The following is a 25,086-nucleotide window of genomic DNA, read 5'->3' as shown; positions in this document are numbered from 1 at the left end:
CCGCGCGGACCGGGTGTCGCTGTCGTGATTCCTCGTCGTTGCCCTGCGGTCTGATGCCGTGGTCTGCGGCGGTTCCCATCACCCGTTTTGCTGGTCGTCCGCGGTCGGCGCGAAAGGCACGTTACGGCCTGAAACAGGTCTGCGTCCACGGCCGTACAACGTGCAACCAATACGTGACGCGGTGAGGTGTGACAGAAAACGCATCCACGGCGCTGTAGAGAGTACGGGCCGCCGCGCGGCCCGTGCCGCGCGACGGACGGGGCCTCTCCTGTGGGGGGTGGCGGCCCCGGCCGTTGCCTTGGCGACGCCGTGACGCTTGTCGCGAGGCGCACTCCGGCGGGCCCTGAGACGGACGGCATCGGGGCGTCGGGCTCCTTTGGACATGTCCCTGAGCACATACTCCTGAGAACGAACCGGTTCGGGCCGTGCGGGCCGCGCGGGCCGACGGACGCCCGGCCGGCCCGCGGCAGCGGCCGGTGACCTACCGCCCAGGTCTCCTGGAGTTGCCGGCCGCGGGGGTCGTGGGCACGACGGCCCGCGTGGCGGGAGCGGCCGGAGCCGCGGTACCCGAGCCCGCCGTCACCTCGCTCCCGCCCTTGGTGCCGGACTTGCCCGTCTTGTCGGCCGACGGGGTGGCAGCGGCTTTCAACTGCTCCGCGCAGTACGCCTCGACGTTGTCCTCGCCCCCCGCGGCCGCCACCAGCCGCTGCCAGGCCGTGGCGTCCATCGCCCTGCCCCGGTCCTTGACCGCTTCGTAGGCACGGCAGTGGGCCACGGTGTCCTGCGCGGTCTCCGGGCGTTCCGGGGAGGCGGCGGTGCCCGGCGCGCGGGACTCCGTCGGGTCGGGCCGCACGGCCTGGCGGTCCGTGGCGCCGTGCGAGGGCTGCCCGTGGTCGCCGCCCGCGTCGCCGGAGAAGCCGGCCGACCCGATCCCGGCGACCGCGACGCCGCCCAGGGTGAGACTCGTGAGGAGCACGGCGACCGTCGCCTTCACCGAGCGTCGCGTGCGCCGTTGCTCTCGCGGCCGCCAGTCGTCCCGGCGCCGGGTCCGCGCCTGCCGGGCCCGGGCGTCCCGGGTGGCGCGGAACGCGGCCACCGCCCGCTGTTCGCCCTCGGCGTCCACGACGTCCTGGCGCAGTGCGGCGGCGAGCAGCGCCTCCAGCGCGGCGTTCTCGGCCTCGGCCCCAGGGGCGGGCACGGTGCCGCCGGGGTGCACGTGCCGACGGCCGGGGGCTCCGCCGCCGCTGTGCCGTTCACCCATGTCCGCATCCATCCCTGTCCGACGGCCGGTCTCGTCGCCGGGCGCGCCGCCGTTGCCGTTCATTTCGACTCCCCCAGCGCTCGGGAGCCGTCTTCCATCACACCCCGGCCCGTTCCGCCGTCGACGCCGAGCTGACGGGCCAGCCGCCTCAGCCCTCGGTGGGCGGCGGTGCGCACCGCGCCGGGCCGCTTGCCGAGGACGCGCGCGGCGGCCGGGCCGTCGAGTCCGACGACCACGCGCAGCAGCACGGCCTCAGCCTGGTCGCGCGGCAGCCCCCGGACCATTTCCAGGGCGCGCTCGGTGGAGATGGACTCCAGCGCCTGGTCGTGGGTGCTGTGGGTACCAGGCAGTTCGAGCGCGTCCTGCTCCAGCGCCGACGCACGGGGTCGCACCCGCTGCCGGCGCAGATGGTCGAGCGCCCGGTGCCGGGCGATGGTCGCCGTCCAGCCCCGGAAGCCCGCGCCGTCTCCCTTGAACCGCCCGAGGTCCCGCGCGATCTCCAGCCAGGCGTCCGACGCCACGTCCTCGGCGTCGCCGCCGACCAGCCCGCGCAGATAACCGAGCAGACCCGGCTGCACGATCCGGTACGCCACCGCAAAGGCGGCCTCGTCGCCCTCCTGAGCCCGCGCAACGGCCGCGCCCAGTTCCCCGTCGAACGCCTGTGTGCGGCGGGGTTCCCGTCGTTGGCCCAACACTGTCCTCGTTCGTACCGAGTGCGTAGCGAGCCGTGGTGAACCCGCACCGTGCGGGAACGCGTGGCGGCGCCCCCATGGTCAACAGCGTCACGCCCCGCCGAAGTGTCACAGGCGTCACCCCCTAGGTGGTCCGCGCCCCAGCCGTCGCGTCCCGGCACAGCAGCCGCAGCGAGCCGTGCCCGGCGAAGCAGCGGCGGGCCTCGTCGATCGGGTCCCACAGCGAGCCGTTCGGGGCGCGGACCCAGTGCTCGCCGCCGGACGCCCACCACTCGGCGCCGGTCTGACGGACGATCACCTCGCCCGCGTAGGCGCCGAATCCCCGCAGCGCGCTCTCCACGGCGTCGTACGGTGCCCCCTCCCGCCGTATCTCCTCGATCAACCGGTCCACGCGCCACAGGCTCTGCGCCGAGTAGTCGAGCCGCAGCCCGGCGCCCTCACGCATCGCCGCCACCGTGTCCGCCGCCCATCGCGCCGGCTTCGCGGCGGCGTGGGGCCTGGTCTCCTGCTGTGTCGTCACGTACGGGACAGCGAGGTCGGCGGCCTTTTCGTCACCGTGATCCGAGCGGGCGCCGCAACCGGCACAGGACCGGCCGCCTCCGCCCCATGGCTGCCACAAGAACCCCTCACCAGCGGGGTCTTCGCGGAAGTGACGGTTCAACCGCGGTGTGCGCTGCCTTCTGTGATGAGCATGTACTTCCATCTCCGCTCGGTGCCGGCCCCGGCACTGCGCAACAGCGCGAACTGGCTGCAGAGGCTCTTCGAGGACGACTGGGACACGGTGCGGCGGCGGGTCGACCGGCACCGCGAGGAAGTGCTCGACCGGCGCTACCTGGACCAGGAGTTGCTCTACGCCTGCGCCCCGTCCCACCCCGAGGAGAACGGTCCGCGGAACGACATCGTGCTCGGCGGCGCCCCGGTGTTCCCCGACGACCGGGAGGGTCCGCCCTTTCTGCTGCTCCCCGCGGCGCGGGCGGCGCGGGTGGCCGCGTTCCTCACGACGACGGACTTCGAGGCGTTGTGGCGGCTCGCCCGCGACCATCTGCTGCCCCGGTACGACGGGAGCGCCACGGAGGCCGAGACGCGGTGCGCCTTCGAGTCGGCGCACCGGGACCTGAGGGCCTTCTACACGCAGACCGCCGAGTACGGAGACGCGGTGGTGAAGCGGCTGATGCGGTGAACGCCGACGGGGCTCACGCCCGCCCGCGTGCCCGCCGCGACACGACGGCCCGCAGCACCCGCCGCCCCTCCGTGGACACCTCCAGGGCCTGGCGCAGCCCGTTCGGGCCGTGCCCGGCGAGCAGTTCGAGCACGGTGATCTGGCGGCGCAGTTCGGCGGCGACCAGGGACGGCATGCCCTCGGTGCGGCCCTCGCGGCGGGCTTCGACCGGGGAGGCGTCCTCGGCGGGGTCCAGCAGCTGGTGCACCTGCAGCGCGGCGACCGAGCAGGCGTCCGCCCACTGGCGCAGCGCCTCGGTGGTGGGTCGCGCGGGAAACGTGTCCAGCATGCGGCGGGCCAGCCGCGCGGCCTCGGCTTCGAAGACACGCTCGGCGTCGCCGTCGGACATCTCCTCGGCACCCAGTTCGGCCCGCGCCTTGGCGGCCCGCTCCTGCCACTCCTGCCCCGCGACGAGGCTCGACCACAGCGGCCGCAGGATCTCGTCGTCGCCTCCGAGGAGCGGAACACACCGATCCAAACAAGCCAGACCGCTCGCCGCGAGCGCACGTCTGTCCGCCTGTGCGATCAGGTCCACCAGGCTCATCACGCCTCCTCGAAACGCCTCGACGGGGCGCCTCATGCCAACGGAGCCCGCACTTCCCCTTACTGCGTGCAACCTACCGGGAGTGCCACCGGGGCACCACGCCCTGTCGGTGACTGATTGGGAACAACGGGTTTTCGGCCAACCGTGCCTCCGGCCCTCTCTCACCCCAGCCGGCCTGCCAGTTGCCGGAACTGCGCCCAGGGCAGCGCCGGCTTCCCCGCGTCCCACAGCTTCTGTGCGGTGGCCCGCAGCGGCATCCGGATCCCGGCCGAGACCTGGTTCTGCGTCTGCGCGGTCGCGCGATCGGACCACACCGCGAACACACCGCCGAGTATCTGCCGGTCGTAGCGCGCGGGCACCGCGGTGGAGCCCCGCAGCACGCGCGGGGTCCACTGCTCGTAGATCCGCTGCCCGGTGGGGTACACGAAGGTCTGCGGCTGGCCCAGCACGTAGTACAGGTAGGCGTCGTTGTAGTTGAGCAGCGTGCGGCCCGCGCCCAGGTACTCCGCCGGACGCCGGGCGCCGATCTCCTTCCCGGTCCAGTACGCGACCTCGAGGCCCTTGGCCGGCTGCACCGCGCTCGTCCGGTAGAACCCGTCGTTCCAGGCGCGCACCGTCCGGCCGTGGCGGCGCAGCACGGCCGCGCGGTCGTTGAGCCAGCCGGTCGCGAGGTCCGCGACGCCGGCGTTCGGCCCGTAGCGGGCCTTGGCCGCCGCGGCGAGCTGCGGGTAGGAGGCGGCCGGGTTCGACACCGCCAGCGCCTGGTACTCGTCGCCGCCCAGATGCCAGTAGGAGCCCGGGAACAGGTCCGCGTACTCGCCCAGCAGGTCGTCCACGATCCGCGCGGCCGCGGGCTTGGAGATGTCGACCGCCCCGCGGGCGGGGGTGCCGGATGCGCTTCGCAGCTGGAGGTCGGGGTGGGCGGCGATCACGGCGCCGAGGTGCCCGGGGGAGTCGATCTCGGGGACGACGGTGATGTGCCGGCTCGTGGCGAGGGCGACGATCCCGCGCACCTGCGCCTTGGTGAGGTGCTGCCGGGAGACGATCTCCGGATGCGTGCCGGACTCGATGCGGAAGCCCTGGTCGTCGGAGAAGTGCAGTCCCAGTTCGTTGTACTTCAGGTCGCCGAGCTCCCGTATGCGGTCCTCGATCCAGTCGGCCGTGTAGTACTTGCGCGCGATGTCGAGCATGAACCCGCGCCGTGGCTTGGCGGGCGCGTCGCGGACGACGCCCTCGGGCGCGGTGCCGCCGCCGTGCACCTCCTGCTTGAGGGTGCGGGTCCCGTAGAAGACCCCGGCCTCACCCGGTCCGGTGATCCGCACCCGCCCGGCGCGGACGGTCATCGTGTACGACTCCCGGTCGCCGCTGCCGGCCAGTCCCAGCTCGACGTCCCCGGTGCGGGCGGCCGTCCGCCCGGCGTACCCCATCTTCAGCTCTCCGGCCAGCAGCCGGCCCTCGTCGGCCAGGGCGTCGTCGTCGACGACCACCCGGGCCGCGGCGGCGGGCCGCCAGCCGGGGCCGCGCGCCGGGGTGTGCTCCCGGACGGCGGGGATGGTGCGGGGTGTCTGCGAGAGGGGGTAGGTGCGGGCCGGGGACGGGACGGAGGTGCCGGCGGACCCCATGGGGGCGACCGGCCCCGTGGGGGAGGCCGACGTGCCCGCGGAGGCACCGGTTCCGTCCGGCGAGCCGTCGCCGGACGGCCAGAGGGCCACGGTGGCCGCGACCGCACCCGCGACGAGGATCCCGCCGCCCAGCAGCAACCGGTTGCGCCTCCCGGACGTCTTCTTGCGGGAGACCCGCCGCCTGCGGCCGGTCACCACGCCCCTCCCCGCACCGCGCCCGGGTACGGCAACGCCGTACCCGGACGACCCGGCGGCACCTCACCCGGCCCGCCCGTCCGTATGCATCCGGCCTTCGATCGCACACCACTCACCTCCAGGCTCCGCTGCTCTCCCGAACCTACGGCCGCCACCCGCGCGGCCGTCCACCCAGTGCCCCAAAACTCTCCCATCCGGGTGAAAACCGGACAACGATTGGACATCCGCCCGACCGCCGTCGGTACCGTGACGGCGCACCTCACGCACCCTCCCCTGCCGATCCGCACGCGATGCCCACGGGACGTCACGCGCGCCTCCCGCCGAGGACCCACGCTGCATCCGCACCGTCCCCCTCACCTCCCCGGCCACACCGCCCTGCCGGTGCAACACCGCGCGGAGGCCACCACGGGCCTGGAGGTGTTCAACTCCGCGGCCTCCGACGACGCCCGGCGCGCCCTCCTCGCCTGCTGCCGCAGCCCGCGCTGGGCCCACCGCGTCGCCGAGCACCGCCCCTACCCCGACCTGGGCTCCCTGCTCGCCGCGGCCGACGAGGCGGCCTACGATCTCACGCCCGCGGATCTCTCCGAGGCGCTGGCCGGCGAGTCACTCATGGCGCTCCCGGACGGCGTGTACTCGGCGGCCCGGACCGCCCTCGACGCGGCACACGCCGCCTACGAGAGCAGATTCGGTCATGTGTTCGTCATCTGCCTGGACGACGTGGCGCCCGGGGAAGCCGCCGACCGGGTCCTGGCCGCCATCCGGTCACGATTGGCGAACGATCCGGAGGAGGAGCGGCCGCTGGCGGCGGAGGAGCTGCGGCGGCTCGCGCGGGGACGACTGACGCGGCTGCTGCGGGCACCCTGCGGGCGGCGGGCGCTGCACCACGCCCCCTGAGGAGCGGCGGACCTGCGACGACGCACGGCCGCGACCGCCCGCGCACGGGGGTCGCGAGCGGCCCCCACCCGGTCACCGGTAGGCCGACTAGCCCGTCCGTGCTCGTTTGATTGCCGGTTTGATCACATCGGTAGGGCCGCCGTAAGCGATTCGCCGAGTCGTCGCTACGATGCTGAGGGCCGGTGGACCGTACCCGGCCGGGCCCGACCGACCCAGAAGCCGGCGCGGCCCTAGTCCCCGCTCCCGGAGGGTTCTTCCGTGCCGGCTGGAACGCTGTACCGCGGCCGGGAAGGAATGTGGTCCTGGGTGGCTCACCGAGTCACCGGCGTCCTCATCTTCTTCTTCCTGTTCGTACACGTCCTGGACACCGCTCTCGTGCGTGTCTCCCCCGAGGCCTACGACAAGGTCGTCTCCACGTACAAGACGCCGATCGTCGCCGTGCTGGAGTACGGCCTCGTCGCCGCCATCCTCTTCCACGCGCTGAACGGCCTGCGCGTCGTCGCCGTCGACTTCTGGTCGAAGGGCCCGCGCTACCAGAGGCAGATGCTGTGGACCGTCCTCGGCGTGTGGATCGTGCTGATGCTCGGGGCGATCTACCCCGTCCTCGGTCACGCCGCTCGTGAACTGTTCGGGAGCTGACGCGCATGTCCACGACTGAAACCACCGCCTCCGCCATCGGCCCCGTCGAGGGCGCCCCGCTGTACGACGCCGACAACCCGGCGCCGGTGATCGAGGCCCCCCGCAAGCGGACCAAGAAGACCCCGAAGTCGACCCGCGGCAACTTCGAGATGTACGGCTGGCTGTTCATGCGCCTGTCCGGCATCGTGCTGGTCGTCCTGGTCGTCGGCCACCTGCTGATCCAGCTCGTGCTCGACGGCGGCGTCACCAAGATCGGCTTCGCTTTCGTGGCCGGCCGCTGGGCCTCCCCGTGGTGGCAGGCCTGGGACCTCGGCATGCTGTGGCTCGCGATGCTGCACGGCGCCAACGGCCTGCGTACCGTCATCAACGACTACGCCGAGCGGACGAACACGCGCCTGTGGCTGAAGGGCCTGCTGTACACCGCCACGGTGTTCACCATCCTGCTGGGCACGCTGGTGATCTTCACCTTCGACCCGAACATCCGCTAGGCACGGGGCTGCGAGAATCATGAAGATCCACAAGTACGACACCGTCATCGTCGGCGCCGGCGGCGCCGGCATGCGCGCCGCCATCGAGGCGACGAAGCGCAGCCGCACCGCCGTACTGACGAAGCTGTACCCCACCCGCTCCCACACCGGCGCCGCGCAGGGCGGCATGGCCGCCGCGCTGGCCAACGTGGAGGAGGACAACTGGGAGTGGCACACCTTCGACACGGTCAAGGGCGGTGACTACCTGGTCGACCAGGACGCCGCCGAGATCCTGGCGAAGGAGGCCATCGACTCCGTCCTCGACCTGGAGAAGATGGGCCTGCCGTTCAACCGGACCCCCAACGGGACGATCGACCAGCGCCGTTTCGGCGGTCACTCCCGCAACCACGGCGAGGCGCCGGTCCGCCGCTCCTGCTATGCGGCCGACCGCACCGGCCACATGATCCTGCAGACGCTGTACCAGAACTGCGTGAAGGAGGGCGTGGAGTTCTTCAACGAGTTCTACGTCCTCGACCAGCTGATCACCGAGGTCGACGGCGTCAGGAAGTCGGCCGGTGTGGTGGCCTACGAGCTGGCGACCGGCGAGATCCACGTCTTCCAGGCGAAGGCCGTGATCTACGCCTCCGGCGGCTGCGGCAAGTTCTTCAAGGTCACGTCGAACGCCCACACGCTGACCGGTGACGGCCAGGCGGCCGTCTACCGCCGGGGGCTGCCGCTGGAGGACATGGAGTTCTTCCAGTTCCACCCGACCGGCATCTGGCGCATGGGCATCCTCCTGACCGAGGGCGCGCGCGGCGAGGGCGGCATCCTCCGCAACAAGGACGGCGAGCGCTTCATGGAGAAGTACGCGCCGGTGATGAAGGACCTCGCGTCCCGTGACGTCGTGTCCCGCTCCATCTACACGGAGATCCGCGAGGGCCGCGGCTGCGGTCCCGAGGGCGACCACGTCTACCTGGACCTCACCCACCTCCCGCCGGAGCAGCTCGACGCCAAGCTGCCCGACATCACGGAGTTCGCCCGCACCTACCTGGGCATCGAGCCCTACACGGACCCGATCCCGATCCAGCCGACCGCGCACTACGCGATGGGCGGCATCCCGACGAACGTCGAGGGCGAGGTCCTGGCGGACAACACCACGGTGGTCCCGGGCCTGTACGCGGCCGGCGAGGTCGCCTGCGTGTCCGTCCACGGCGCCAACCGCCTCGGCACCAACTCGCTGCTGGACATCAACGTCTTCGGACGCCGGGCCGGCATCGCGGCGGCGGACTACTCGCAGAAGGCGGACTTCGTCGAGCTGCCGGAGGACCCGGAGCGGTTCGTGATCGAGCAGATCGAGCAGCTGCGGTCCTCGACGGGCACCGAGCGCGTGGCGGAGCTGCGGCGCGAGTTGCAGGAGACCATGGACGCGAACGTCATGGTGTTCCGCACCGAGCAGACGATCAAGACGGCCGTCGACAAGATCGCCGAGCTCAGGGCGCGCTACAAGAACGTGGCGATCCAGGACAAGGGCAAGCGGTTCAACACGGACCTGCTGGAGGCCATCGAGCTGGGCAACCTGCTGGACCTCGCCGAGGTCATGGCGGTGTCGGCCCTGGCCCGCAAGGAGTCCCGCGGCGGTCACTACCGCGAGGACTACCCGAACCGCGACGACGTCAACTTCATGCGCCACACCATGGCGTACCGCGAGGTGGGCGACGACGGCACCGATTCCGTCCGTCTCGACTACAAGCCGGTCGTCCAGACCCGCTACCAGCCGATGGAGCGTAAGTACTGATGGCTACCCCCGTTCTGGACAAGGAGGAGGCGGCCGCTTCCGGTTCCGCCGCCTCCCCCTACATCACGGTCACCTTCCGGATCCGCCGCTTCAACCCGGAGGTCTCGGCGGACGCGGTCTGGGAGGACTTCCGGATCGAGATCGACCCGAAGGAGCGCGTCCTCGACGGCCTCCACAAGATCAAGTGGGACCTCGACGGCTCGCTGACCTTCCGCCGCTCCTGCGCCCACGGCATCTGCGGCTCGGACGCCATGCGGATCAACGGCAAGAACCGTCTGGCCTGCAAGACGCTGATCAAGGACATCAACCCGGACAAGCCGATCACGGTCGAGCCCATAAAGGGACTGACGGTCCTCAAGGACCTGGTCGTGGACATGGAGCCGTTCTTCCAGGCGTACCGGGACGTGATGCCCTTCCTGATCACGAAGGACACGAACGAGCCGACGCGTGAGCGCCTGCAGTCGGCGGCCGACCGCGAGCGCTTCGACGACACGACGAAGTGCATCCTGTGCGCCGCCTGTACCTCCTCGTGCCCGGTGTTCTGGAACGACGGCCAGTACTTCGGCCCGGCGGCCATCGTCAACGCGCACCGCTTCATCTTCGACTCGCGTGACGAGGCCGGCGAGCAGCGCCTGGAGATCCTCAACGACCGGGACGGCGTGTGGCGCTGCCGCACCACGTTCAACTGCACGGACGCCTGCCCGCGCGGCATCGAGGTGACGAAGGCGATCCAGGAGGTCAAGAGGGCGCTGATCACGCGCCGCATCTGAGGCCGGTCGCAAGCGACCTCCGAGGGCCCCGTTTCCGCTGGATACGGGGCCCTCGGGCGTACCGGGCCACGATCGGGTGAAACCGTGTGAAGGGGACACCGGCGGGGCGTCCGGCCTACGATGATGCTCTCGGCGCCAAGGCCGCCGTGGACGTGGCCGAGATCCTCGAAGCGGGCCGGTCGAAGCGGTCCGCCGCCGCTCCTCGCACCGACGAGTGACCCGTCCTCCGGCCTCTCCCCGCCCCGGGACGGCGGCCGGCCACTCGTTAGGCTCTCCTCCCGTGCCCACCAAGTCCGAACAGACCCGCGCCCTGATCCTGCAGACGGCGATGCGGCTGTTCCGGGAGCGCGGGTACGACCGGACGACCATGCGGGCCATCGCCCAGGAGGCCGGGGTCTCCGTCGGCAACGCGTACTACTACTTCGCCGGCAAGGAACATCTGATCCAGGGGTTCTACGACCGCATCGCCGCCGAGCACCGCGCGGCCGTCCGGGAAGTCCTGGACCGGGAGACCGATCTGACGGCCCGGCTCACCGGCGTGCTGAAGGCGTGGCTGGACGTCGCGACGCCGTACCACGAGTTCGCGGTGCAGTTCTTCAAGAACGCCGCCGACCCGGACAGCCCGCTCAGCCCCTTCTCCGCCGAGTCGGAGCACGCGCGCGCGGAGGCCATCGACGTCCACCGGGAGGTGCTCGCGGGGTCGGGGGCGAGAGTACCGGAGGAACTGCGGGACGTGCTGCCGGAGTTGATGTGGCTGTCCCAGATGGGCCTCGTCCTGTACTGGATCTTCGACCGGACGGAGGGCCGCGAGCGCAGCTACCGGCTCGCCGAGCGCGGCGCCCGGCTGACCGCGCGGGGCGTCACCCTGTCCCGGTTCCGGGTGCTGCGTCCCCTGGTCCACGACGTGCACGAACTGTTCACGGACTTCCTGCCCGGGATGGCCAGGGTCCTGCCGGATCCGGCGAGGGCGGAAGGGGCGCACGCGTCCGCCGACGCGAGCGCCCCCGAGTGACCACGGGCACGGCCTGTCAGTTCACCGCGTCCACCTCGTCACCGGTCAGCTCCACGTCGTACACGAGCGGCTCCTGCCCGAGCACCACGTGCCGGGCCCGGGATCCGTACGAGGACGCGGTCACCGCGACGAGGTAGGTGCCCGGCGCCGGGACCGAGAGGATGTACGAGCCGTCGGCCAGCGACATGACCCGGTCCAGCTGGCGGCCCCCGGTGGACAGCAGCGTCACGGCCGCACCCCCGACCGGGTCGCCCTCCGCGTCCCGGACGAACCCGTGCACGGCGCTCGCACCGCGCGGGCCCGCGCTCTCCGCCGGCTCCTTGCGCGGCTCCTCGGCCGGCTCCACCGCCAGGTGCGGCAGCCGGCGGTCCAGCCAGCGCGGCAGCCACCAGTTCGACCTGCCGAGCAGATGCATCGCCGCCGGCACCAGCGCCGTGCGCAGCACGAACGCGTCCAGCGCCACCGCCGCCGCAAGACCGACACCCGCCATCGCGGCGCCCGAGTTGCCGCTGAGGACGAAGGCGAGGAAGACGCAGACCATGATCAGGGCCGCGGAGTTGATGACCCGGCTGGTCTCCGCGAGACCGACGCGGACCGCGCGGGCGTTGTCCCCGGTGTGCACCCACTCCTCGTGCATCCGGCTCACCAGGAACACCTGGTAGTCCATCGACAGGCCGAAGAGCAGGGAGAGCATGATGATCGGCAGGAACGCCTGGATCGGGCCCTCCTTGCCCAGTCCCAGCAGGTCCAGGCCCCAGCCCCACTGGAAGATCGCCACGAGGGCGCCGAAGGACGAGGCGGCGGCGATCAGGTTCATCACGGCGGCCGTCAGCGGCACCACCAGCGAGCGGAACGCGATCAGCAGGAGCAGGAAGCCGAGTCCGATGATGGTCGCGACGAAGTACGGCAGCCGGTCGCCGGTGACGGACGCGAAGTCCTTCGACACCGCGGTCACCCCGCCGACGTGGGCCGTCGCGCCCGCCCGCGGGATCACGTCGTCGCGCAGGGTGTCGATGAGCCGGTCCGTCTCCTCGGACTGCGGCGAGGTGGTCGGCACCACCTGGATCACGGTCACGCCGTGCGCGGGCGGCAGCGCGACGGCCCGGGCCACCCCGTGGGTGTCGCCGATGTCCTTGACGAGTGCGGGGGTGTCACCGCGGGTGGACACCACCTGGAGAGGTCCGTTGAAGCCGGGGCCGAAGCCCTCGGCGAGCAGGTCGTACGCCTTCCGGGTCGTGGTCGACGCGTCGTCGTTGCCCTGGTCGGTGGCGCCGAGCCGCAGGGACAGCACGGGCAGCGCGAGCACCACCATGAAGACCACGGCGAGCGCGGCGATCACCCGGGGACGCCGCTGCACCAGTCCCGACCAGCGGGCCGCGAGCCCGCTCGCCCGCTCCGGCTCGGGGCCCTGAGCGGCCAGCCGCCGCCGCTGCCGGCGGCTGAGCACCCGCGGGCCGAGGAGCCCGAGCAGCGCCGGAAGCAGGGTGACGGCCGCGAGCACGCTCATCACGACCGTGAGCGAGGTGCCGATGACCACACCGTCGAGGAAGCGCAGGTTCGTCACGAGCATCCCGGCGAGGGCGATGCACACGGTGCCGCCCGCGAACAGCACGGCCCGGCCCGAGGTGTTCAGGGCGACGGCGGCCGACTCCTCCGGGTCCAGGCCGCGCAGGATGCCGCGCCGGTGCCGGGTGACGATGAACAGCGCGTAGTCGATGCCGACGCCCAGGCCGATCAACGAGGCCAGCAGCGGGGCGATGTCGGGCACGTCGGTGACATGGCTGATCAGCTGGGTGGAGAACAGCCCGATGCCGACGCCGAAGACCGCGACGGCGATCGGCAGCAGCATCGCGAAGAGCGAGCCGAACGCGAGGAACAGCACGACGGCGGCCGCGCCGATGCCGACCATCTCGGACAGGCCGGCGGGCGGCTGCTGGATCCGGGCGATCGCCTGGCCGCCCAGCTCCACCCGCAGACCGTCGCCGCGGGCGCCCCGAGCGGTGTCGACGACGTCCTGCACCAGCTCCTTGGGCACGGCGTTCACCCGCTCCGTGAAGGTGATCTGCGCGTAGGCGATGGTGCCGTCCCGGCTGATCTGCGCCGCCCCCCGGGCCCCGGTGTACGGGCCGGCGACCGCGCCGACCCCCTCCATCCGCCCGATCTTCGCCAGCGCCGGCTCGATGCGGTCCCGTACGGACCGGTCGCGGACCGAGCCCCGGTCGACCTTCCACACCACCGTGTCGGTGTCGCCCGCGGCCTTCGGGAACGCCTTCTCCATGAGGTCGTAGGCGCTCTTGGAATCCGTGTCGGGCAGGGAGAAGACGTTCGCGTAGTCCGCGCCCCTGACGGAGGCCGCCGCGCCCACTCCCAGCAACGCCACCACCCACAGCAACAGGACCAGCAGCCGGTGCCGGTAGCACCACCGCGCCATTGTCGTCACTCTCTACGCTCCTTCATCAGGGTCCCCCGGTCCTGGACCACCAGCATCGGCGCTGGCGTGCCCGGACGGACATGATCCGCCCCGACTCTCAAGGAACTCCAAAGCACACCCACGCCCACGGGTTCGGGCGGGTGCGGATACTGGGGGCATGACGGCCAACGAGGCAGCGCACGAGGGGGCACACCCGGGCACGCACGAGGGGGCGACCGTGCTCGTCGTCGAGGACGAGGAGAGCATCGCGGACGTCCTGTCCATCGCCCTGCGCTACCACCGCTTCCGGGTGATGACCGCGCGCACGGTGCGCGAGGCACTGGCGCTCACGGAGCGCGCCGGGCCCGACGCCGCCCTGCTGGACGTGATGCTGCCGGACGGCGACGGGCGCGCGCTGGGACGTGAACTGCGCGCCCGGCGGCCGGACCTGGCGCTGGTCTTCGTCACCGCGCGCGACGCGCCCGCCGAGATCGTCGGCGCGCTCGGCCTCGGTGACGACTACATCACCAAGCCGTTCAACATCGACGAGGTGGTCGCCCGGGTACGGGCCGTGCTGCGCCGCACCCTCCCCCACGCCCGAACGAGCTCGCGCGGGGGCACCCCCACCGCCGCCGACGTCCTGCCGCAGCGCCCGCCGCTGCGCTACGGCGACCTGGAGCTGGACGAGACGACGTACTCGGTGCACCGCGCGGGGCGCACGGTCGAGCTGACCCCCACCGAGTACGCGCTGCTGCGCTTCCTGGTGCGCAACGGCGGACGGATCGTGCCCAAGGACCAGTTGCTGCGCCATGTGTGGCAGTACGAGCACACGCCGGCCGAGTCGACGGTCGTGGAGACGTACATCAGTTATCTGCGCCGCAAGCTGGAGCCGCTCGGACCGCCGGTGATCACCACCCGGCGGGGCGTGGGATACGGGCTGGCATGACCCTCCTCCGGCTCCCCCGGCCGCGCGGCGTCCACTCCCTGCGGGGCAAGCTGACGCTGGCGAACGTGGGGCTGCTGGCGCTCGGCATCGTCGCGGCCACGGCGTTCAGCCTGATGGGCATGCGGCACTACGTGCTCGGACAGATCGACGCCGAGCTGACCAAGTCGCGTGCCTCGCTGGCGGCTTCGCACCTGACCATGCGGGAGATCGACTCGCTGGCCGCGCTCGCGCTCGTCCGCGACCGGCTGCTGCCGCACAGCGGCGACGCGCCGAACCCGGACAGCATCTTCGTGGCCGTCGGCGGGGACGGCACGGTGCTCCCCGTCGCCGGGCTGAAGCCCACCGCCATCCAGCAGACACTCGCCGCCGAGGCCGGGGACCCGGCCGCGCTCGTCCGGGACGGGACGCCGCACGACCTCCGGCTGCGCGGCGACCCCTACCGGGTGACCGGGGTGCGGCTCGCCGACGGCGCGTACGTGCTGCTGGCCCGTTCCACCGCGGTGCTGCACAAGGGCGTCGCCAAGGCGCTCAAGCTCGATCTCACCATCGGCAGCCTGCTGCTGGCGCTGCTCGCCGCGCTGACGATGATCAGCGTGAGCCGCCGGATGCGGCCGCTGGAGGACATGGTGGAGACGTCGTCGGCGATCGCGGAGGGCGATCTGACCCGGCGCATGCCGTCCAGCAAGGACACCTCCCTGGAGGTCGAGCAGCTGCGTACGGCCCTCAACTCCATGCTCCATCAGGTGGAGTCGGCCTACCGGACGCGGGAGCGCAGCGCCGCCCAGCTCCGCCGCTTCGTCGCGGACGCCTCGCACGAGCTGCGCACGCCCCTGTCTGCGATACGCGGCTACCTCCAGCTCTACGACCAGGGGATGCTGACCGACCCGGACGAGAGGAAACGGTCCTGGGAGCGGATGATGGCCGAGGCGGACCGGATGGGCCGGCTGGTCGACGAGCTCCTCACCCTCGCCCGCCTCGACCGGCAGCCGGAACTCCGCTTCCGCAACGTCGATCTGAGCCGTCTGGTGCGGGACGCGGCGGAGGATCTGCGCGCCCAGCAGCCGGAGCGTCCGGTGACGGTGGCCGCGGACGGCGCGCTGCTGGTGCGGGCGGACGAGTCGGGGCTGCGGCAGGTGCTCGGCAACCTCGTGGGCAACGTCCGCACCCACACGCCCGCCGATGCGCCGGTGCGGCTCGGTCTGGAGCGCGCGGACGGGGTGGTGCGCCTGTGCGTGGCCGACGAGGGGCCGGGCCTCGCCGAGCAGGACGCTGCCCGCGCCTTCGACCGGTTCTTCCGCGTGGGCCCCGGCGCGGGCAGCGGGCTGGGGCTGGCGATCGTGCAGGGCGTGGTGGCTGCGCACGGTGGCGAGGTGGGGGTGCGGACGGCGCCGGGCGAGGGGCTGGCGGTGACGGTGACGCTGCCGGCGCGGGGACACGGCAGGGACATGGACGACGGGTGACCGGGCGTCAGATCCAGGTCAGCCGCCAGAGGCGGAAGACGCCCGTGCCGTCCGACAGGTACTGCCCGCCCCCGACGTCCTCACTGCCGACGACGTACTCCTTCGCCTGCCACAGCGGGATCAGCGGCACGTCCCGGGCCACGAGCTGCTGCACCTGCTCGAAGTCGGCGGTGACGCGGCTGCGGTCCGAGTACTGCTGGCTGTCCCGGATCAGAGCGTCGACGGCCTTGCTGCTGTAGCCGTTCTTCATGCTGTTGCCGGTGCCGACGAGCGGGCCGCTGAAGTTGTCCGGGTCGGGGAAGTCGGCGACCCAGCCGACCGCGTACGCGTCGAGCCTGCCGCTCGCGTACCGCTTCTGGAAGTCGGTCCACTCGTAGCCCTCGATGTCCACCTTGAACAGCCCGCTCGCCTCCAGCTGCCGCTTCAGTTCGGCGGCCTCCTCGGCGGCGGCGCCCCGGCCCCGGGCGTAGCCGTAGCTGAAGCGGACGGGCGTCTTCACGCCCGCCGCGGTCAGCAGGGCGCGGGCCTTCGCGGCGTCGGGCTTGGGATAGGCGTCGAAGAAGGACGTGGTGTGCCCGGTGATCCCCGCCGGGATCAGCGAGTAGAGCGGGTCGGTGGTGCCGTCGTACACCGTGCTGACCAGTTTCTCGCGGTCGATGAGCGCGGCGACGGCCTGGCGGACGCGGCGGTCGTGCAGCGGTGAGCGGGCGGAGGTGTTCAGCACCAGGTTGCGGGTCTCGGCGCTGTCGGACTCGCTGACGCGCCGGCCGGCATCACTGGGGTTGAGGCCGGCGAGCACGGCGGGCGGCAGCTGGCGGGTGGCGACGTCGACGTCCTTCGCCTGCCACGCCTTCTCCAGGGCTGCGGGGTCCTCGTAGTAGCGCAGCACCACCGGCCGGCCGGTGTCCTCGACGGCGCCCCGGTAGCGGGCGTTCGGCCGCAGGACGGCCTTGTCGTCCTTCGTGTACGACGTCAGGGTGTAGGGCCCGGTCCCGTCGACACCGTTGTCGGTGCGCAGCGCCTTGCGCGGGTACCGGGTGCGGTCGACGATCGACCCGGCGCCGGTGGCGACCTTGAACGGGAAGGTCGCGTCGGGCGAGGACAGGTGGAAGGTGACGGTGAGCCCGGCGGCGTCGACCGAACCGAGGGTGTCGAGCAGGGTCGCGGGGCCCACGTCGGAGTTGATGCGCTTGACCCGGTCGAAGGAGTACTTGACGTCCTCGGCGGTCATGGTGCGGCCGCTGGGGAACATGAGGCCCTTGCGGAGCGTGCAGCGGTAGGTGCGCAGATCGCTGCCCACGAAGGCGCACCGCTGGGCCGCGTCCGGTACGGGTTGCGCGCCGTCGGGTTCGAAGGTCAGCAGTGTCTGGAAGACGTTGCTGAACAGGGCCCAGGACCCGGCGTCGTAGGCCCCCGCCGGATCGAGCGACGTGACGGCGTCCGTCGTCCCGACCGTGATGGTCCTGTCGGTGTTCTCCTTGGCCGGCAGCAACTGCCAGCCACCCACTCCCGCGCCCGCCAGTACCAGCACGGTCGCGAGAATCCGCATGCGAACAGATCGCATCGGCGCCCTCCCCAGGCCCTCAGCGCACGCCACTCCCCTGTGGCACGGATCACCCAATCACAGCGTTTTGATCGAAGGAAGGAGAGATTCGTTGAAATAAGAAAGGTCTTACCAAGGGTTGTTACCGATCCGTTTCGGCCACTGCCTGGCCTCGGGAGTCAAGCGCCGCGCATCTGGAACCAGTCGGCGAGGGTCCGCGAGGCCCTCCAGCTACAGCAGCTCGGGGGTGAATGCGTCGGAGTCGCCCGCAACATCCCCGGCACCGTGGCCCTCCGCGACTCGAAGGACCCCAAAGGCCGCGTGCTTCGCCTCTCTCCCGCAGCATGGGCCTGCTTCGCCTCGGCGCAGTGACCGGGCTGCCCGTCATGCCCGGCGGGACGCCAGCTCGATCACCGTGATGTCCGACGGCGCGCCCACCCGCGTCGGCGGCCCCCAGGCGCCGGCGCCCCGGGACACGTACAACTGGGTGTCGCCGTAGCGGTCCAGGCCCGCGACCGTCGGGTTGGCGGCGGCCGCGACGAGGTTGCCGGGCCAGAGCTGGCCGCCGTGGGTGTGGCCGGAGAGCTGGAGGTCCACGTGGTGCCGTACCGCCTCGTGGACCTGGACCGGCTGGTGGGCCAGCAGGACGACGGCGCGCGAGGGGTCGCGGTCGGCGAGCGCCTTGGTGAAGTCGGGGCCCTCGCCCTCGCGCTCGCCCGCCAGGTCGTTGACGCCGGCCAGGTCGAAGGCGGGAAGTTCGGTGCGGGCGTTCTCCAGCGGGTGCAGGCCGAGATGGCGCACCTCCTCGACCCACTGGTCCGCGCCGGAGAAGTACTCGTGGTTGCCGGTGACGAAGTAGCTGCCGTGACGGGCCCTCAGCTGCGACAGCGGTGCGGCGGCCGGGCCGAGGTCCTTGACGCTGCCGTCGACCAGGTCGCCGACGACCGCGATCAGGTCCGGCTGTGTGGAGTTGATCGTGTCCACCACGCGCTGTGCGAAGCCCCGGCCCAGCACCGGGCCGAGGTGGATGTCGCTCACCACGGCGATCCGGTAGCCGTGCGCGGAGCGCGGCAGTCTGGCAAGCGCGACCGTGACGCGTTTCACGGCGGGGCCACGGAGCACGCCGTACGTGCCGTAGCCCACCGTGCCGGCCGCGGCGGCGGCCACGGCCCCGCCCACGACCCGGGAGACGAACAGCCTGCGGGACGGGGGGCCGGCGGCGTCCTCCGGAGCCGGGGACCGCGGGTCCTCGGGTGCCGCATCCACCTCTTCCGGCCCTTCCGGTTCCGTCCCGGCCGTTTCCGGGGCCACCGAGCGCGGGCCCACCGGCATCGCTGCCGGCCCCACCGGCACCGGTGCCGCGCTCGGCGCCGTCTCCCGCACCCTCGGCCGGCGCTCCACCAGCCGGCGCACCAGCGGCCGCAGGAGTTCCCCCGCCACCAGCGCCAGCAGCAGGTAGAGGGACAGCGCCATCCACAGGAAGCCCGGCCAGCCCAGGACACGCTGGAGCCAGAAGGGAGCTCCGGCGACCTCGGCCGCCAGGGCCCCGACGGCCAGCACGGGTCCGGCGGTGAGCACCGCCGTTCCGGCGCGCCGGGCGAGGCCCGGCCCGCGGGTCGTGTCACGGACGAGCCGGAGCCACGCGTACCGGTGCAGCGCCGCGAAGGCGGCCAGGACGGCCAGGGCGACCAGCCCGAAGACGACGACCACTGTGTCCCTGTCCCCCCGTCGCTATGGCGTACGTCGCAACGCGCGCAGTCCGCGGAACCCGATGACGCCGATGACGGTCCCCAAGACAAAGGAGACGACGGCGAGCGCCAGATGCACCCAGAAGTACGCCGTCGGATCCCCCGCGTCATCGAACGCGAGGCCGCTCGCGTCCTTCCACAGGTTCCTGACGAAAGTGATCCAGATGACCCAGCTCCACACCCCGAAGGCGAGCAGGAACCAGGAGACGGGACGGCTGAGTTTCACAAGACGGGGCCTTTCGTCACTGCGCCGGGCATCCGATGCCGGCATGCGTCCAGTATCGCCGCTTCCCGGTGGCCGTTCATCGCGGGGTGGGCGGCATCGGCCGGGATGCGGCGGGACTTCCGGCTCCGCACCCTGTACTTTCGCGTCCGTGTCCGCCTTGAAGAAGATCACCGGCCGCCGCCTCGCGGTCGCCTCCGCCGTCGTGTTGTCCCTCGCACTCGCCACCCCGGCGACCGCCCTCGCCGGCAGGAAGAGCCCGGCCGCCTCGCCGTCGGCCACTCCCCCGGCGGTGATGTCGACCGTCGGCGGGGAACTGCTCGGCAGGCCGGGCACCCAGGTGAACCTCGGCAGCGGTGCCCCGGTGCTTCCGAAGGACATCACCGCGCGCTCCTGGATCGTCGCCGACGCCGAGTCCGGTGACGTGCTGGCCGCCCACAACGCGCACTGGCGGCTGCCCCCGGCGAGCACCCTGAAGATGCTGTTCGCCGACACCGTGCTGCCCAGGTTCCCGAGGACCGAGCAGCACAAGGTGGCGCCCTCCGACCTGGCCGGCATCGGCGCCGGCTCCAGCATGGTCGGGATAAAGGAGGGTGAGACCTACACGGTTCACGATCTGTGGCTGGGGGTCTTCCTGCGCTCCGGCAACGACGCGGTGCACGTGCTGTCCGCGATGAACAACGGGGTCGAACAGACCGTCAGGGACATGCAGGCGCACGCCGAGGAGCTCCAGGCCCTCGACACCCATGTGGTCAGCCCCGACGGCTATGACGCCCCGAAACAGGTCTCCTCGGCCTACGACCTGACACTGTTCGCCCGGTCCGGGCTGCAGAAGAAGGACTTCCGGGAGTACTGCGCGACGGTGCGGACCAAGTTCCCGGGCGAGACCAAGGTGACGAAGGGCAAGAAGACCCGGGGGTCCTTCGAGATCCAGAACACCAACCGGCTGCTGGCCGGGGACTACGACATCACCCCCTACCGGGGCATCGCGGGCGTGAAGAACGGCAACACCACCAACGCGGGCGCGACCTTCACGGGTGTGGCCGAACGCGACGGCAGAGTGCTGCTCGTCACGGTCATGAACCCGGAGAGGCACGAGCACAACGAGGTCTACCGGGAGGCCGGCCGACTGCTCGACTGGGGCTTCGGCGCGGCCGGCAAGGTGACGCCGGTGGGCGAACTCGTCGCCCCGAGGAGCGCCGCCGGGCAGCCCGGCGCGAACCCGTCCGCCTCCGGTGCGCGCCGGAGCTCCGCCAAGCCGGTGGCCGCCTCGGTGAAGCAGGGCGGCTCCAGTGGCATCGGCGTGGCGCTCGCCCTCGTCGGCGGCCTTCTCATACTGCTCGGCGGGGGCGCGTTCCTGGTCAACCGCCGCTGGCCGCTGCCTGATCTGGTACGCCGCCGGACGCGCCCGTGACAGCGGCCCCCTTGTTCCGGGTGGCCGTCCAGGCGGCGCAGAACAGCACGAGTTTCGCGGTGAAGTTGATCCACAGCAGCAGCGCGACCGGCACCCCGAAGGCGCCGTACATGCTCTTCGAGGCGACCTGCTGGATATAGCCGCTGAGCAGCAGCTTCAGCAGTTCGAAGCCGACCGCTCCGATCAGGGCGGCGATCAGCAGGCGACGCCTGGGGGGCTCCACGCCGGGCAGCAGTGTGAGCACGTACAGCAGGACCAGGAAGTCGGCGCAGGCGGCGACGGCGAACGCGGCGACGCGCAGCAGCACGGCGCCCCAGCCGCCCTCGTCGAGGCCGAGTCGCCCGGCCGCCCGGCCCACCAGCGCGGAGGCGAGGGTGGACGCGGCGAGGGTGACCAGGACCGCGCCGCCGAAACCGATGAGCACCACACCGTCCTTCGCCTTGCGCACCAGCGGGTTCTCGTCGCCGTCCGGCAGTTCCCACACCGCGCGCAGGCAGTCGCGGACCTGCCCGACCCAGCCGATGCCCACGAACAGCAGTACGGCCGCGGAGATGGCGCCGACCGTGCCGGCGTTCTGGACCAGGCCGTGGATGTCGAGCTGTCCGGAGATGCCGGGGAACTGCTCGGCGATCTTGCTCTGCAGCTTGTCCTGCTGGGAGGTGCTGAGCGTCGCGGCGCCGATGGCGGCGGCCAGGGTGAGCAGCGGGAAGAGTGCCACGAAGCTGATGAACGTCATCGCGGCGGCGAGCCGGGTCCACTTCACGCGGTCGAGGCGTTCGTAGGACCGCCAGGCGTGCGTGGTCATGAGGCGGGTGACCAGCGGCCCGACGACGGGGAGCCTCTTCAGCCAGTCCATGATCCGACTCTCCCCTCGTGGCCCCTGGGCGCGGTTCCTCGCACAAAGCCGCGGACGATCGGTGTCCGGGTACCCCCGAAGCCGCCGGGCACCGCACCGTCGGCGGGACGCCGTGCGTCGCCCATTCCGGTGAGGCCCCGTAGTGAGTGGGGACATGAGAGCGTTATGCCCGTTTTGCGGCGATACGGTCACGATCATGCCTGCCCACAAGGACGCCCTCGGCACCCCGCAGTCCCTGCTGATCCTCGGCGGTACGTCCCAGATCGCGCTGGCCACCGCGCGCCGGCTCATCGCACGGCGCGCCCGCACCGTATGGCTGGGCGGGCGCCCCTCCCCGGAGCTGGAGCAGGCCGCCGAGCATCTGCGTGAGCTCGGCGCCGACACCCGTACCGTCGCCTTCGACGCGCTCGACAGCGAGAGCCATGAGAGCGCGCTCGGCAAAGTGTTCGCGGAGGGCGACATCGACCTGGTGCTGTTCGCCTTCGGCGTGCTCGGCGACCAGGCGACCGACGAGCGCGACCCGGTCGCCGCGGCGCGCGTCGCGCAGACCAACTACACGGGCGCCGTCTCGGCGGGCCTGGTGTGCGCCCGCGCCCTCCAGGAGCAGGGCCACGGCTCGCTGGTGGTGCTGTCGTCGGTCGCCGGCGAGCGGGCCCGCCGCTGGGACTTCATCTACGGCTCCAGCAAGGCCGGGCTCGACGCGTTCGCACAGGGCCTGGGCGACGCGCTGCACGGCACCGGCGTGCACGTCATGGTGGTGCGCCCCGGGTCCGTCCGCCGGCGCGGCAGCACGGGACGGGGGGACGGACCGCTGTCCACCACGCCGGAGCGGATCGCCGCCGCGATCGACCTGGGGCTGCGGAGGCGGTCGGAGGCGGTGTGGGTACCGGGGTCACTGCGGCTGGTCATGTCGGCGCTGCGGCATGTGCCGCGGCCGGTGTTCCGGTGGCTGCCGGTCTAGGGGGCGGGGTCCGGGGTCCGGGGTCCGGGGTCTACGCCCAGGGGGCGGGCAGGGAGGCGTCCTCCGACCGGGCCGCCTGCGGCGGCACCACCGCGCCTGCGAAGGCGAACTCCCGGAGCCTGCGCCAGACGCCGTCCGCGCCCTGCTCGTACAGCCCGAAAGCCGTGCACGGCCACTCGGCCTCGTAATCGGCGAGCTCCTCGTACGCCCGGTCCATCGCCGCGTCGTCGATGCCGTGCGCCACCGTGACATGCGGGTGGTAGGGGAAGAGCAGCTCGCGCGCCACCGGCCCGGAGGCGTCCCGGATCTGCTTCTGCAGCCACGCGCACGCCTCGGCGCCCTCGACGATCCGCACGAAGACCACGGGCGACAGAGGACGGAACGTGCCCGTCCCCGACAGCCGCATCGGGAAGGGGCGCCCGGCCGCCGCCACCTCGACGAGGTGCGCCTCGATCGCGGGCAGCACGGAGGCGTCGACCTCCGTCGGCGGGAGCAGGGTGACATGCGTGGGGATGCCGTGAGCCGCGGCGTCGCCGAAGCCCGCGCGCAGCTCCTGTAGCAGGCTGCCGTGAGGCTCCGGGACCGCGATCGACACGCCGATCGTTACGGTCCCCACGTCGTCTCCTGTCGTCGTGCTGGTGTCGTGCAGTGTTCTTCGGTGTTCTTCGGTGTTCTTCTGGGGCTTCGGGTTCTTCCGGCAACCGGTTCTTCCGGTAACCGGTTCTTCGGATGCTCGGCCTTGGTCGCGGGCAGGAGTGACTACCGACTGTACGGCGATGGGACGCGCCGCCGGGAGACCGGTCCTGCCGGATCAGTGCTTGGCGGGCAGGAACCCCACCCTGTCATACGCCTGGGAGAGGGTCTCCGCGGCGACGGCACGGGCCTTCTCCGCACCCTTGGCCAGGATCGAGTCGAGGGACTCGGGGTCGTCCAGGTACTGCTGGGTACGCTCCCGGAACGGGGTCACGAAGTCGACCATGGCCTCGGCGAGGTCCGTCTTGAGCGCACCGTAGCCCTTGCCGGCGTACTTCTGCTCCAGTTCCGCGACACCGGTTCCGGTGAGGGTCGCGTAGATGGTCAGCAGATTGCTGACGCCAGGCTTGTGCTCCACGTCGTACCTGATCACGGTGTCCGTGTCCGTGACGGCGCTCTTGACCTTCTTCGCGGTGGTCTTCGGCTCGTCGAGCAGGTTGATGAGGCCCTTCGGCGTGGACGCCGACTTGCTCATCTTGATCGACGGGTCCTGGAGGTCGTAGATCTTCGCCGTCTCCTTGAGGATGTACGGCCGCGGGATGGTGAACGTCTCGCCGAAGCGGCCGTTGAAACGCTCGGCGAGGTCGCGGGTCAGCTCGATGTGCTGGCGCTGGTCCTCGCCGACCGGCACCTCGTTGGCCTGGTACAGCAGGATGTCGGCGACCTGGAGGATCGGGTACGTGAACAGGCCGACGCTCGCGCGCTCGGCGCCCTGCTTGGCGGACTTGTCCTTGAACTGGGTCATGCGGCTCGCCTCGCCGAAGCCGGTGAGGCAGTTCATCACCCAGGCGAGCTGGGCGTGTTCGGGGACATGGCTCTGGACGAAGAGCGTGCACCGGTCCGGGTCGAGCCCGGCGGCGAGCAGCTGGGCGGCGGCCAGGCGGGTGTTGGCGCGCAGGTTCGCGGGGTCCTGCGGGACAGTGATCGCGTGCAGGTCCACAACCATGTAGAACGCGTCGTGGGTCTCCTGAAGGGCCACCCACTGGCGGACGGCGCCGAGGTAGTTGCCGAGGTGGAACGAGCCGGCGGTCGGCTGGATGCCGGAGAGCACACGGGGACTGTCTGAAGCCATGTTCACCATTCTCTCAGGTCTTCGGGACCGGTCAGGAACTGGTGGGGCAACAGGCGCGGGCCGAATCGGGCCCGGCGGTGTAACAAGGGGACATGACAAAGAACGGGGGCCGCGTGCGCACGCTCGGCAGGCTGGTGGCGGCGCTGGCGGTGACCGCCGGGGCACTGACTGCGGCCGCCGGGCCGGCGCGGGCTGCGGGCAAGGACATACCCGACCTGGCGCTGGTGATCGCGGCCGGCACGGGCCGCACGACGACACTGCGGGCCGGTGAGGGTGACTTCGCGCTGCTGTGGGAGCTGCTGGGGCCGACGGAGCGGCGGACCGAGCGGGTGCCGGACGCGTGGCTGCGGGGACGGTATCCACGCGTACGGGCCACCGTGGTGTGGGGGCTGACCGGGATCGGGGGGTGGCCGTACACCCGGCGGGCGCCCGGGGGCGACGTGGCGATCGAGCGGCAGGACCAGGTGTTCCTGGCCGGGGACGGCACGGCGTGGGTGCGGTCGGACCCGGCGCCGGACGTGGCCGACGACGACGTCCGGTGGCATCGGGTGCCGCGGCCGGTCTTCGACCGGCTGGCGAAGGGCGGGCTG

26 protein-coding genes are annotated in these 25,086 nt (G+C 71.9%); 14 read left to right on the top strand and 12 right to left on the bottom strand.

Translation table 11 applies throughout. The features are described 5' to 3' along the window. Positions 1-481: 481 nt before the first annotated feature. From ACFSL4_RS28520 to ACFSL4_RS28510, 3 genes are all read right to left on the bottom strand, one after another. Entirely contained in the window at positions 482-1,324 is an 843-nt protein-coding gene (locus ACFSL4_RS28520; protein WP_381088938.1) for a hypothetical protein, read from the bottom strand. Next, entirely contained in the window at positions 1,321-1,953 is a 633-nt protein-coding gene (locus ACFSL4_RS28515) for an RNA polymerase sigma factor (protein ID WP_381088936.1), read from the bottom strand. The genes ACFSL4_RS28520 and ACFSL4_RS28515 overlap by 4 nt, the downstream gene beginning before the upstream one ends. Positions 1,954-2,077: 124 nt before the next feature. Next, the gene (locus ACFSL4_RS28510; protein WP_381088933.1) at positions 2,078-2,473 is read right to left on the bottom strand and encodes a hypothetical protein; all 396 of its coding nucleotides are present in this window, start codon (positions 2,471-2,473) and stop codon (positions 2,078-2,080) included. A 171-nt stretch (positions 2,474-2,644) separates the two neighbouring features. Between ACFSL4_RS28510 and ACFSL4_RS28505 the strand changes: the two genes are divergently transcribed. After that, a complete protein-coding gene (locus tag ACFSL4_RS28505; protein WP_381088930.1) occupies positions 2,645-3,133 on the top strand; it encodes a DUF1877 family protein in 489 nt (162 codons plus the stop codon). A gap of 13 nt (positions 3,134-3,146) precedes the next feature. On the opposite strand, the gene ACFSL4_RS28500 is transcribed toward ACFSL4_RS28505, so the two are convergent. Continuing rightward, positions 3,147-3,716 carry a hypothetical protein gene (locus tag ACFSL4_RS28500; RefSeq protein ID WP_381088927.1) on the bottom strand — a complete coding sequence of 190 codons (570 nt, stop codon included), beginning with the start codon at positions 3,714-3,716 and terminating at the stop codon, positions 3,147-3,149. A 161-nt stretch (positions 3,717-3,877) separates the two neighbouring features. After that, complete coding sequence (locus ACFSL4_RS28495; protein WP_381088924.1) at positions 3,878-5,533, bottom strand: beta-N-acetylhexosaminidase; 1,656 nt, start codon at positions 5,531-5,533, stop codon at positions 3,878-3,880. Positions 5,534-5,914: 381 nt separating this feature from the next. On the opposite strand from ACFSL4_RS28495, the gene ACFSL4_RS28490 reads away from it, so the two are divergent. The 7 genes from ACFSL4_RS28490 (at position 5,915) to ACFSL4_RS28460 (ending at position 11,110) form a co-directional block, all read left to right on the top strand. After that, positions 5,915-6,427: a 2-oxo-4-hydroxy-4-carboxy-5-ureidoimidazoline decarboxylase gene (locus ACFSL4_RS28490; RefSeq protein WP_381088921.1), complete on the top strand. Its 513-nt coding sequence runs from the start codon at positions 5,915-5,917 to the stop codon at positions 6,425-6,427. 258 nt (positions 6,428-6,685) lie between these two features. After that, on the top strand, positions 6,686-7,066 hold the full coding sequence (gene sdhC / locus ACFSL4_RS28485) for a succinate dehydrogenase, cytochrome b556 subunit (protein ID WP_381088918.1): 381 nt from the start codon (positions 6,686-6,688) through the stop codon (positions 7,064-7,066). Between the two features lie 5 nt (positions 7,067-7,071). Continuing rightward, positions 7,072-7,554, top strand: coding sequence for a succinate dehydrogenase hydrophobic membrane anchor subunit (locus tag ACFSL4_RS28480; protein WP_381088915.1), 483 nt, complete (start codon positions 7,072-7,074; stop codon positions 7,552-7,554). Between the two features lie 19 nt (positions 7,555-7,573). Continuing rightward, positions 7,574-9,328, top strand: coding sequence for a succinate dehydrogenase flavoprotein subunit (gene sdhA, locus ACFSL4_RS28475; protein WP_381088912.1), 1,755 nt, complete (start codon positions 7,574-7,576; stop codon positions 9,326-9,328). Then, positions 9,328-10,098: a succinate dehydrogenase iron-sulfur subunit gene (locus tag ACFSL4_RS28470; RefSeq protein WP_381088908.1), complete on the top strand. Its 771-nt coding sequence runs from the start codon at positions 9,328-9,330 to the stop codon at positions 10,096-10,098. Before sdhA ends, ACFSL4_RS28470 begins: the two co-directional genes overlap by 1 nt. An 86-nt stretch (positions 10,099-10,184) precedes the next feature. Next, positions 10,185-10,316, top strand: a complete 132-nt coding sequence (locus ACFSL4_RS28465) for a hypothetical protein (RefSeq protein WP_381088905.1) — start codon at positions 10,185-10,187, stop codon at positions 10,314-10,316. Positions 10,317-10,426: 110 nt separating this feature from the next. Then, on the top strand, positions 10,427-11,110 hold the full coding sequence (locus ACFSL4_RS28460; RefSeq protein WP_381089104.1) for a TetR family transcriptional regulator: 684 nt from the start codon (positions 10,427-10,429) through the stop codon (positions 11,108-11,110). Positions 11,111-11,126: 16 nt separating this feature from the next. Here the strand turns inward: ACFSL4_RS28460 and ACFSL4_RS28455 are convergent, their stop codons facing one another. Further along, positions 11,127-13,541, bottom strand: a complete 2,415-nt coding sequence (locus tag ACFSL4_RS28455; RefSeq protein ID WP_381089101.1) for an MMPL family transporter — start codon at positions 13,539-13,541, stop codon at positions 11,127-11,129. A 157-nt stretch (positions 13,542-13,698) separates the two neighbouring features. Here ACFSL4_RS28455 and ACFSL4_RS28450 point away from each other — a divergent pair, with 157 nt between their 5' ends. Beyond that, a complete protein-coding gene (locus ACFSL4_RS28450) occupies positions 13,699-14,466 on the top strand; it encodes a response regulator transcription factor (protein WP_381088902.1) in 768 nt (255 codons plus the stop codon). Next, on the top strand, positions 14,463-15,926 hold the full coding sequence (locus tag ACFSL4_RS28445; RefSeq protein ID WP_381088899.1) for a sensor histidine kinase: 1,464 nt from the start codon (positions 14,463-14,465) through the stop codon (positions 15,924-15,926). Before ACFSL4_RS28450 ends, ACFSL4_RS28445 begins: the two co-directional genes overlap by 4 nt. A 7-nt stretch (positions 15,927-15,933) precedes the next feature. On the opposite strand, the gene ACFSL4_RS28440 is transcribed toward ACFSL4_RS28445, so the two are convergent. Further along, positions 15,934-17,490 carry an ABC transporter substrate-binding protein gene (locus tag ACFSL4_RS28440; RefSeq protein WP_381088896.1) on the bottom strand — a complete coding sequence of 519 codons (1,557 nt, stop codon included), beginning with the start codon at positions 17,488-17,490 and terminating at the stop codon, positions 15,934-15,936. Between the two features lie 39 nt (positions 17,491-17,529). Here ACFSL4_RS28440 and ACFSL4_RS28435 point away from each other — a divergent pair, with 39 nt between their 5' ends. Further along, positions 17,530-17,841: a DUF397 domain-containing protein gene (locus ACFSL4_RS28435; RefSeq protein WP_381088893.1), complete on the top strand. Its 312-nt coding sequence runs from the start codon at positions 17,530-17,532 to the stop codon at positions 17,839-17,841. A 12-nt stretch (positions 17,842-17,853) separates the two neighbouring features. Here ACFSL4_RS28435 and ACFSL4_RS28430 read toward each other — a convergent pair whose 3' ends face one another. Then, positions 17,854-19,179 (bottom strand): metallophosphoesterase, encoded by a 1,326-nt coding sequence (locus tag ACFSL4_RS28430; RefSeq protein WP_381088890.1) that lies wholly within the window; start codon positions 19,177-19,179, stop codon positions 17,854-17,856. A gap of 21 nt (positions 19,180-19,200) precedes the next feature. Further along, on the bottom strand, positions 19,201-19,443 hold the full coding sequence (locus ACFSL4_RS28425; protein ID WP_381089098.1) for an SCO4848 family membrane protein: 243 nt from the start codon (positions 19,441-19,443) through the stop codon (positions 19,201-19,203). A gap of 148 nt (positions 19,444-19,591) precedes the next feature. On the opposite strand from ACFSL4_RS28425, the gene ACFSL4_RS28420 reads away from it, so the two are divergent. After that, a complete protein-coding gene (locus ACFSL4_RS28420; protein WP_381088887.1) occupies positions 19,592-20,854 on the top strand; it encodes a D-alanyl-D-alanine carboxypeptidase family protein in 1,263 nt (420 codons plus the stop codon). Here ACFSL4_RS28420 and ACFSL4_RS28415 read toward each other — a convergent pair. After that, on the bottom strand, positions 20,802-21,710 hold the full coding sequence (locus tag ACFSL4_RS28415; RefSeq protein WP_381088884.1) for a YihY/virulence factor BrkB family protein: 909 nt from the start codon (positions 21,708-21,710) through the stop codon (positions 20,802-20,804). The genes ACFSL4_RS28420 and ACFSL4_RS28415 overlap by 53 nt on opposite strands. A gap of 196 nt (positions 21,711-21,906) precedes the next feature. On the opposite strand from ACFSL4_RS28415, the gene ACFSL4_RS28410 reads away from it, so the two are divergent. Next, positions 21,907-22,671, top strand: a complete 765-nt coding sequence (locus tag ACFSL4_RS28410; protein ID WP_381088881.1) for a decaprenylphospho-beta-D-erythro-pentofuranosid-2-ulose 2-reductase — start codon at positions 21,907-21,909, stop codon at positions 22,669-22,671. 31 nt (positions 22,672-22,702) lie between these two features. Here ACFSL4_RS28410 and ACFSL4_RS28405 read toward each other — a convergent pair whose 3' ends face one another. Together ACFSL4_RS28405 and trpS are read right to left on the bottom strand one after the other, a co-directional pair. Continuing rightward, the gene (locus tag ACFSL4_RS28405) at positions 22,703-23,287 is read right to left on the bottom strand and encodes a 2'-5' RNA ligase family protein (RefSeq protein ID WP_381088879.1); all 585 of its coding nucleotides are present in this window, start codon (positions 23,285-23,287) and stop codon (positions 22,703-22,705) included. Positions 23,288-23,482: 195 nt separating this feature from the next. Next, positions 23,483-24,496 (bottom strand): tryptophan--tRNA ligase, encoded by a 1,014-nt coding sequence (gene trpS, locus ACFSL4_RS28400; protein ID WP_381088876.1) that lies wholly within the window; start codon positions 24,494-24,496, stop codon positions 23,483-23,485. 92 nt (positions 24,497-24,588) lie between these two features. Here trpS and ACFSL4_RS28395 point away from each other — a divergent pair. Next, the coding region (locus tag ACFSL4_RS28395) for a hypothetical protein (RefSeq protein ID WP_381088873.1) at positions 24,589-25,086 on the top strand (498 nt) is incomplete at its 3' end.

Origin of the sequence: Streptomyces caeni, assembly GCF_042678285.1 — a bacterium.
Lineage (GTDB): Bacteria > Actinomycetota > Actinomycetes > Streptomycetales > Streptomycetaceae > Streptomyces > Streptomyces caeni.
Note: the sequence above shows the minus strand (reverse complement) of the source record. Positions and strands in the feature narration are given on the sequence as shown.

Bases quoted from the DNA above. Each gene is read 5' to 3' on its own strand.
- ACFSL4_RS28520 (WP_381088938.1), bottom strand. From the start codon at position 1,324: ATGAACGGCAACGGCGGCGCGCCCGGCGACGAGACCGGCCGTCGGACA.
- ACFSL4_RS28505 (WP_381088930.1), top strand. From the start codon at position 2,645: ATGTACTTCCATCTCCGCTCGGTGCCGGCCCCGGCACTGCGCAACAGC.
- ACFSL4_RS28500 (WP_381088927.1), bottom strand. From the start codon at position 3,716: ATGAGCCTGGTGGACCTGATCGCACAGGCGGACAGACGTGCGCTCGCG.
- ACFSL4_RS28480 (WP_381088915.1), top strand. From the start codon at position 7,072: ATGTCCACGACTGAAACCACCGCCTCCGCCATCGGCCCCGTCGAGGGC.
- sdhA (WP_381088912.1), top strand. From the start codon at position 7,574: ATGAAGATCCACAAGTACGACACCGTCATCGTCGGCGCCGGCGGCGCC.
- ACFSL4_RS28470 (WP_381088908.1), top strand. From the start codon at position 9,328: ATGGCTACCCCCGTTCTGGACAAGGAGGAGGCGGCCGCTTCCGGTTCC.
- ACFSL4_RS28460 (WP_381089104.1), top strand. From the start codon at position 10,427: ATGCGGCTGTTCCGGGAGCGCGGGTACGACCGGACGACCATGCGGGCC.
- ACFSL4_RS28455 (WP_381089101.1), bottom strand. From the start codon at position 13,541: ATGGCGCGGTGGTGCTACCGGCACCGGCTGCTGGTCCTGTTGCTGTGG.
- ACFSL4_RS28450 (WP_381088902.1), top strand. From the start codon at position 13,699: ATGACGGCCAACGAGGCAGCGCACGAGGGGGCACACCCGGGCACGCAC.
- ACFSL4_RS28445 (WP_381088899.1), top strand. From the start codon at position 14,463: ATGACCCTCCTCCGGCTCCCCCGGCCGCGCGGCGTCCACTCCCTGCGG.
- ACFSL4_RS28440 (WP_381088896.1), bottom strand. From the start codon at position 17,490: ATGCGATCTGTTCGCATGCGGATTCTCGCGACCGTGCTGGTACTGGCG.
- ACFSL4_RS28415 (WP_381088884.1), bottom strand. From the start codon at position 21,710: ATGGACTGGCTGAAGAGGCTCCCCGTCGTCGGGCCGCTGGTCACCCGC.
- ACFSL4_RS28410 (WP_381088881.1), top strand. From the start codon at position 21,907: ATGCCTGCCCACAAGGACGCCCTCGGCACCCCGCAGTCCCTGCTGATC.
- trpS (WP_381088876.1), bottom strand. From the start codon at position 24,496: ATGGCTTCAGACAGTCCCCGTGTGCTCTCCGGCATCCAGCCGACCGCC.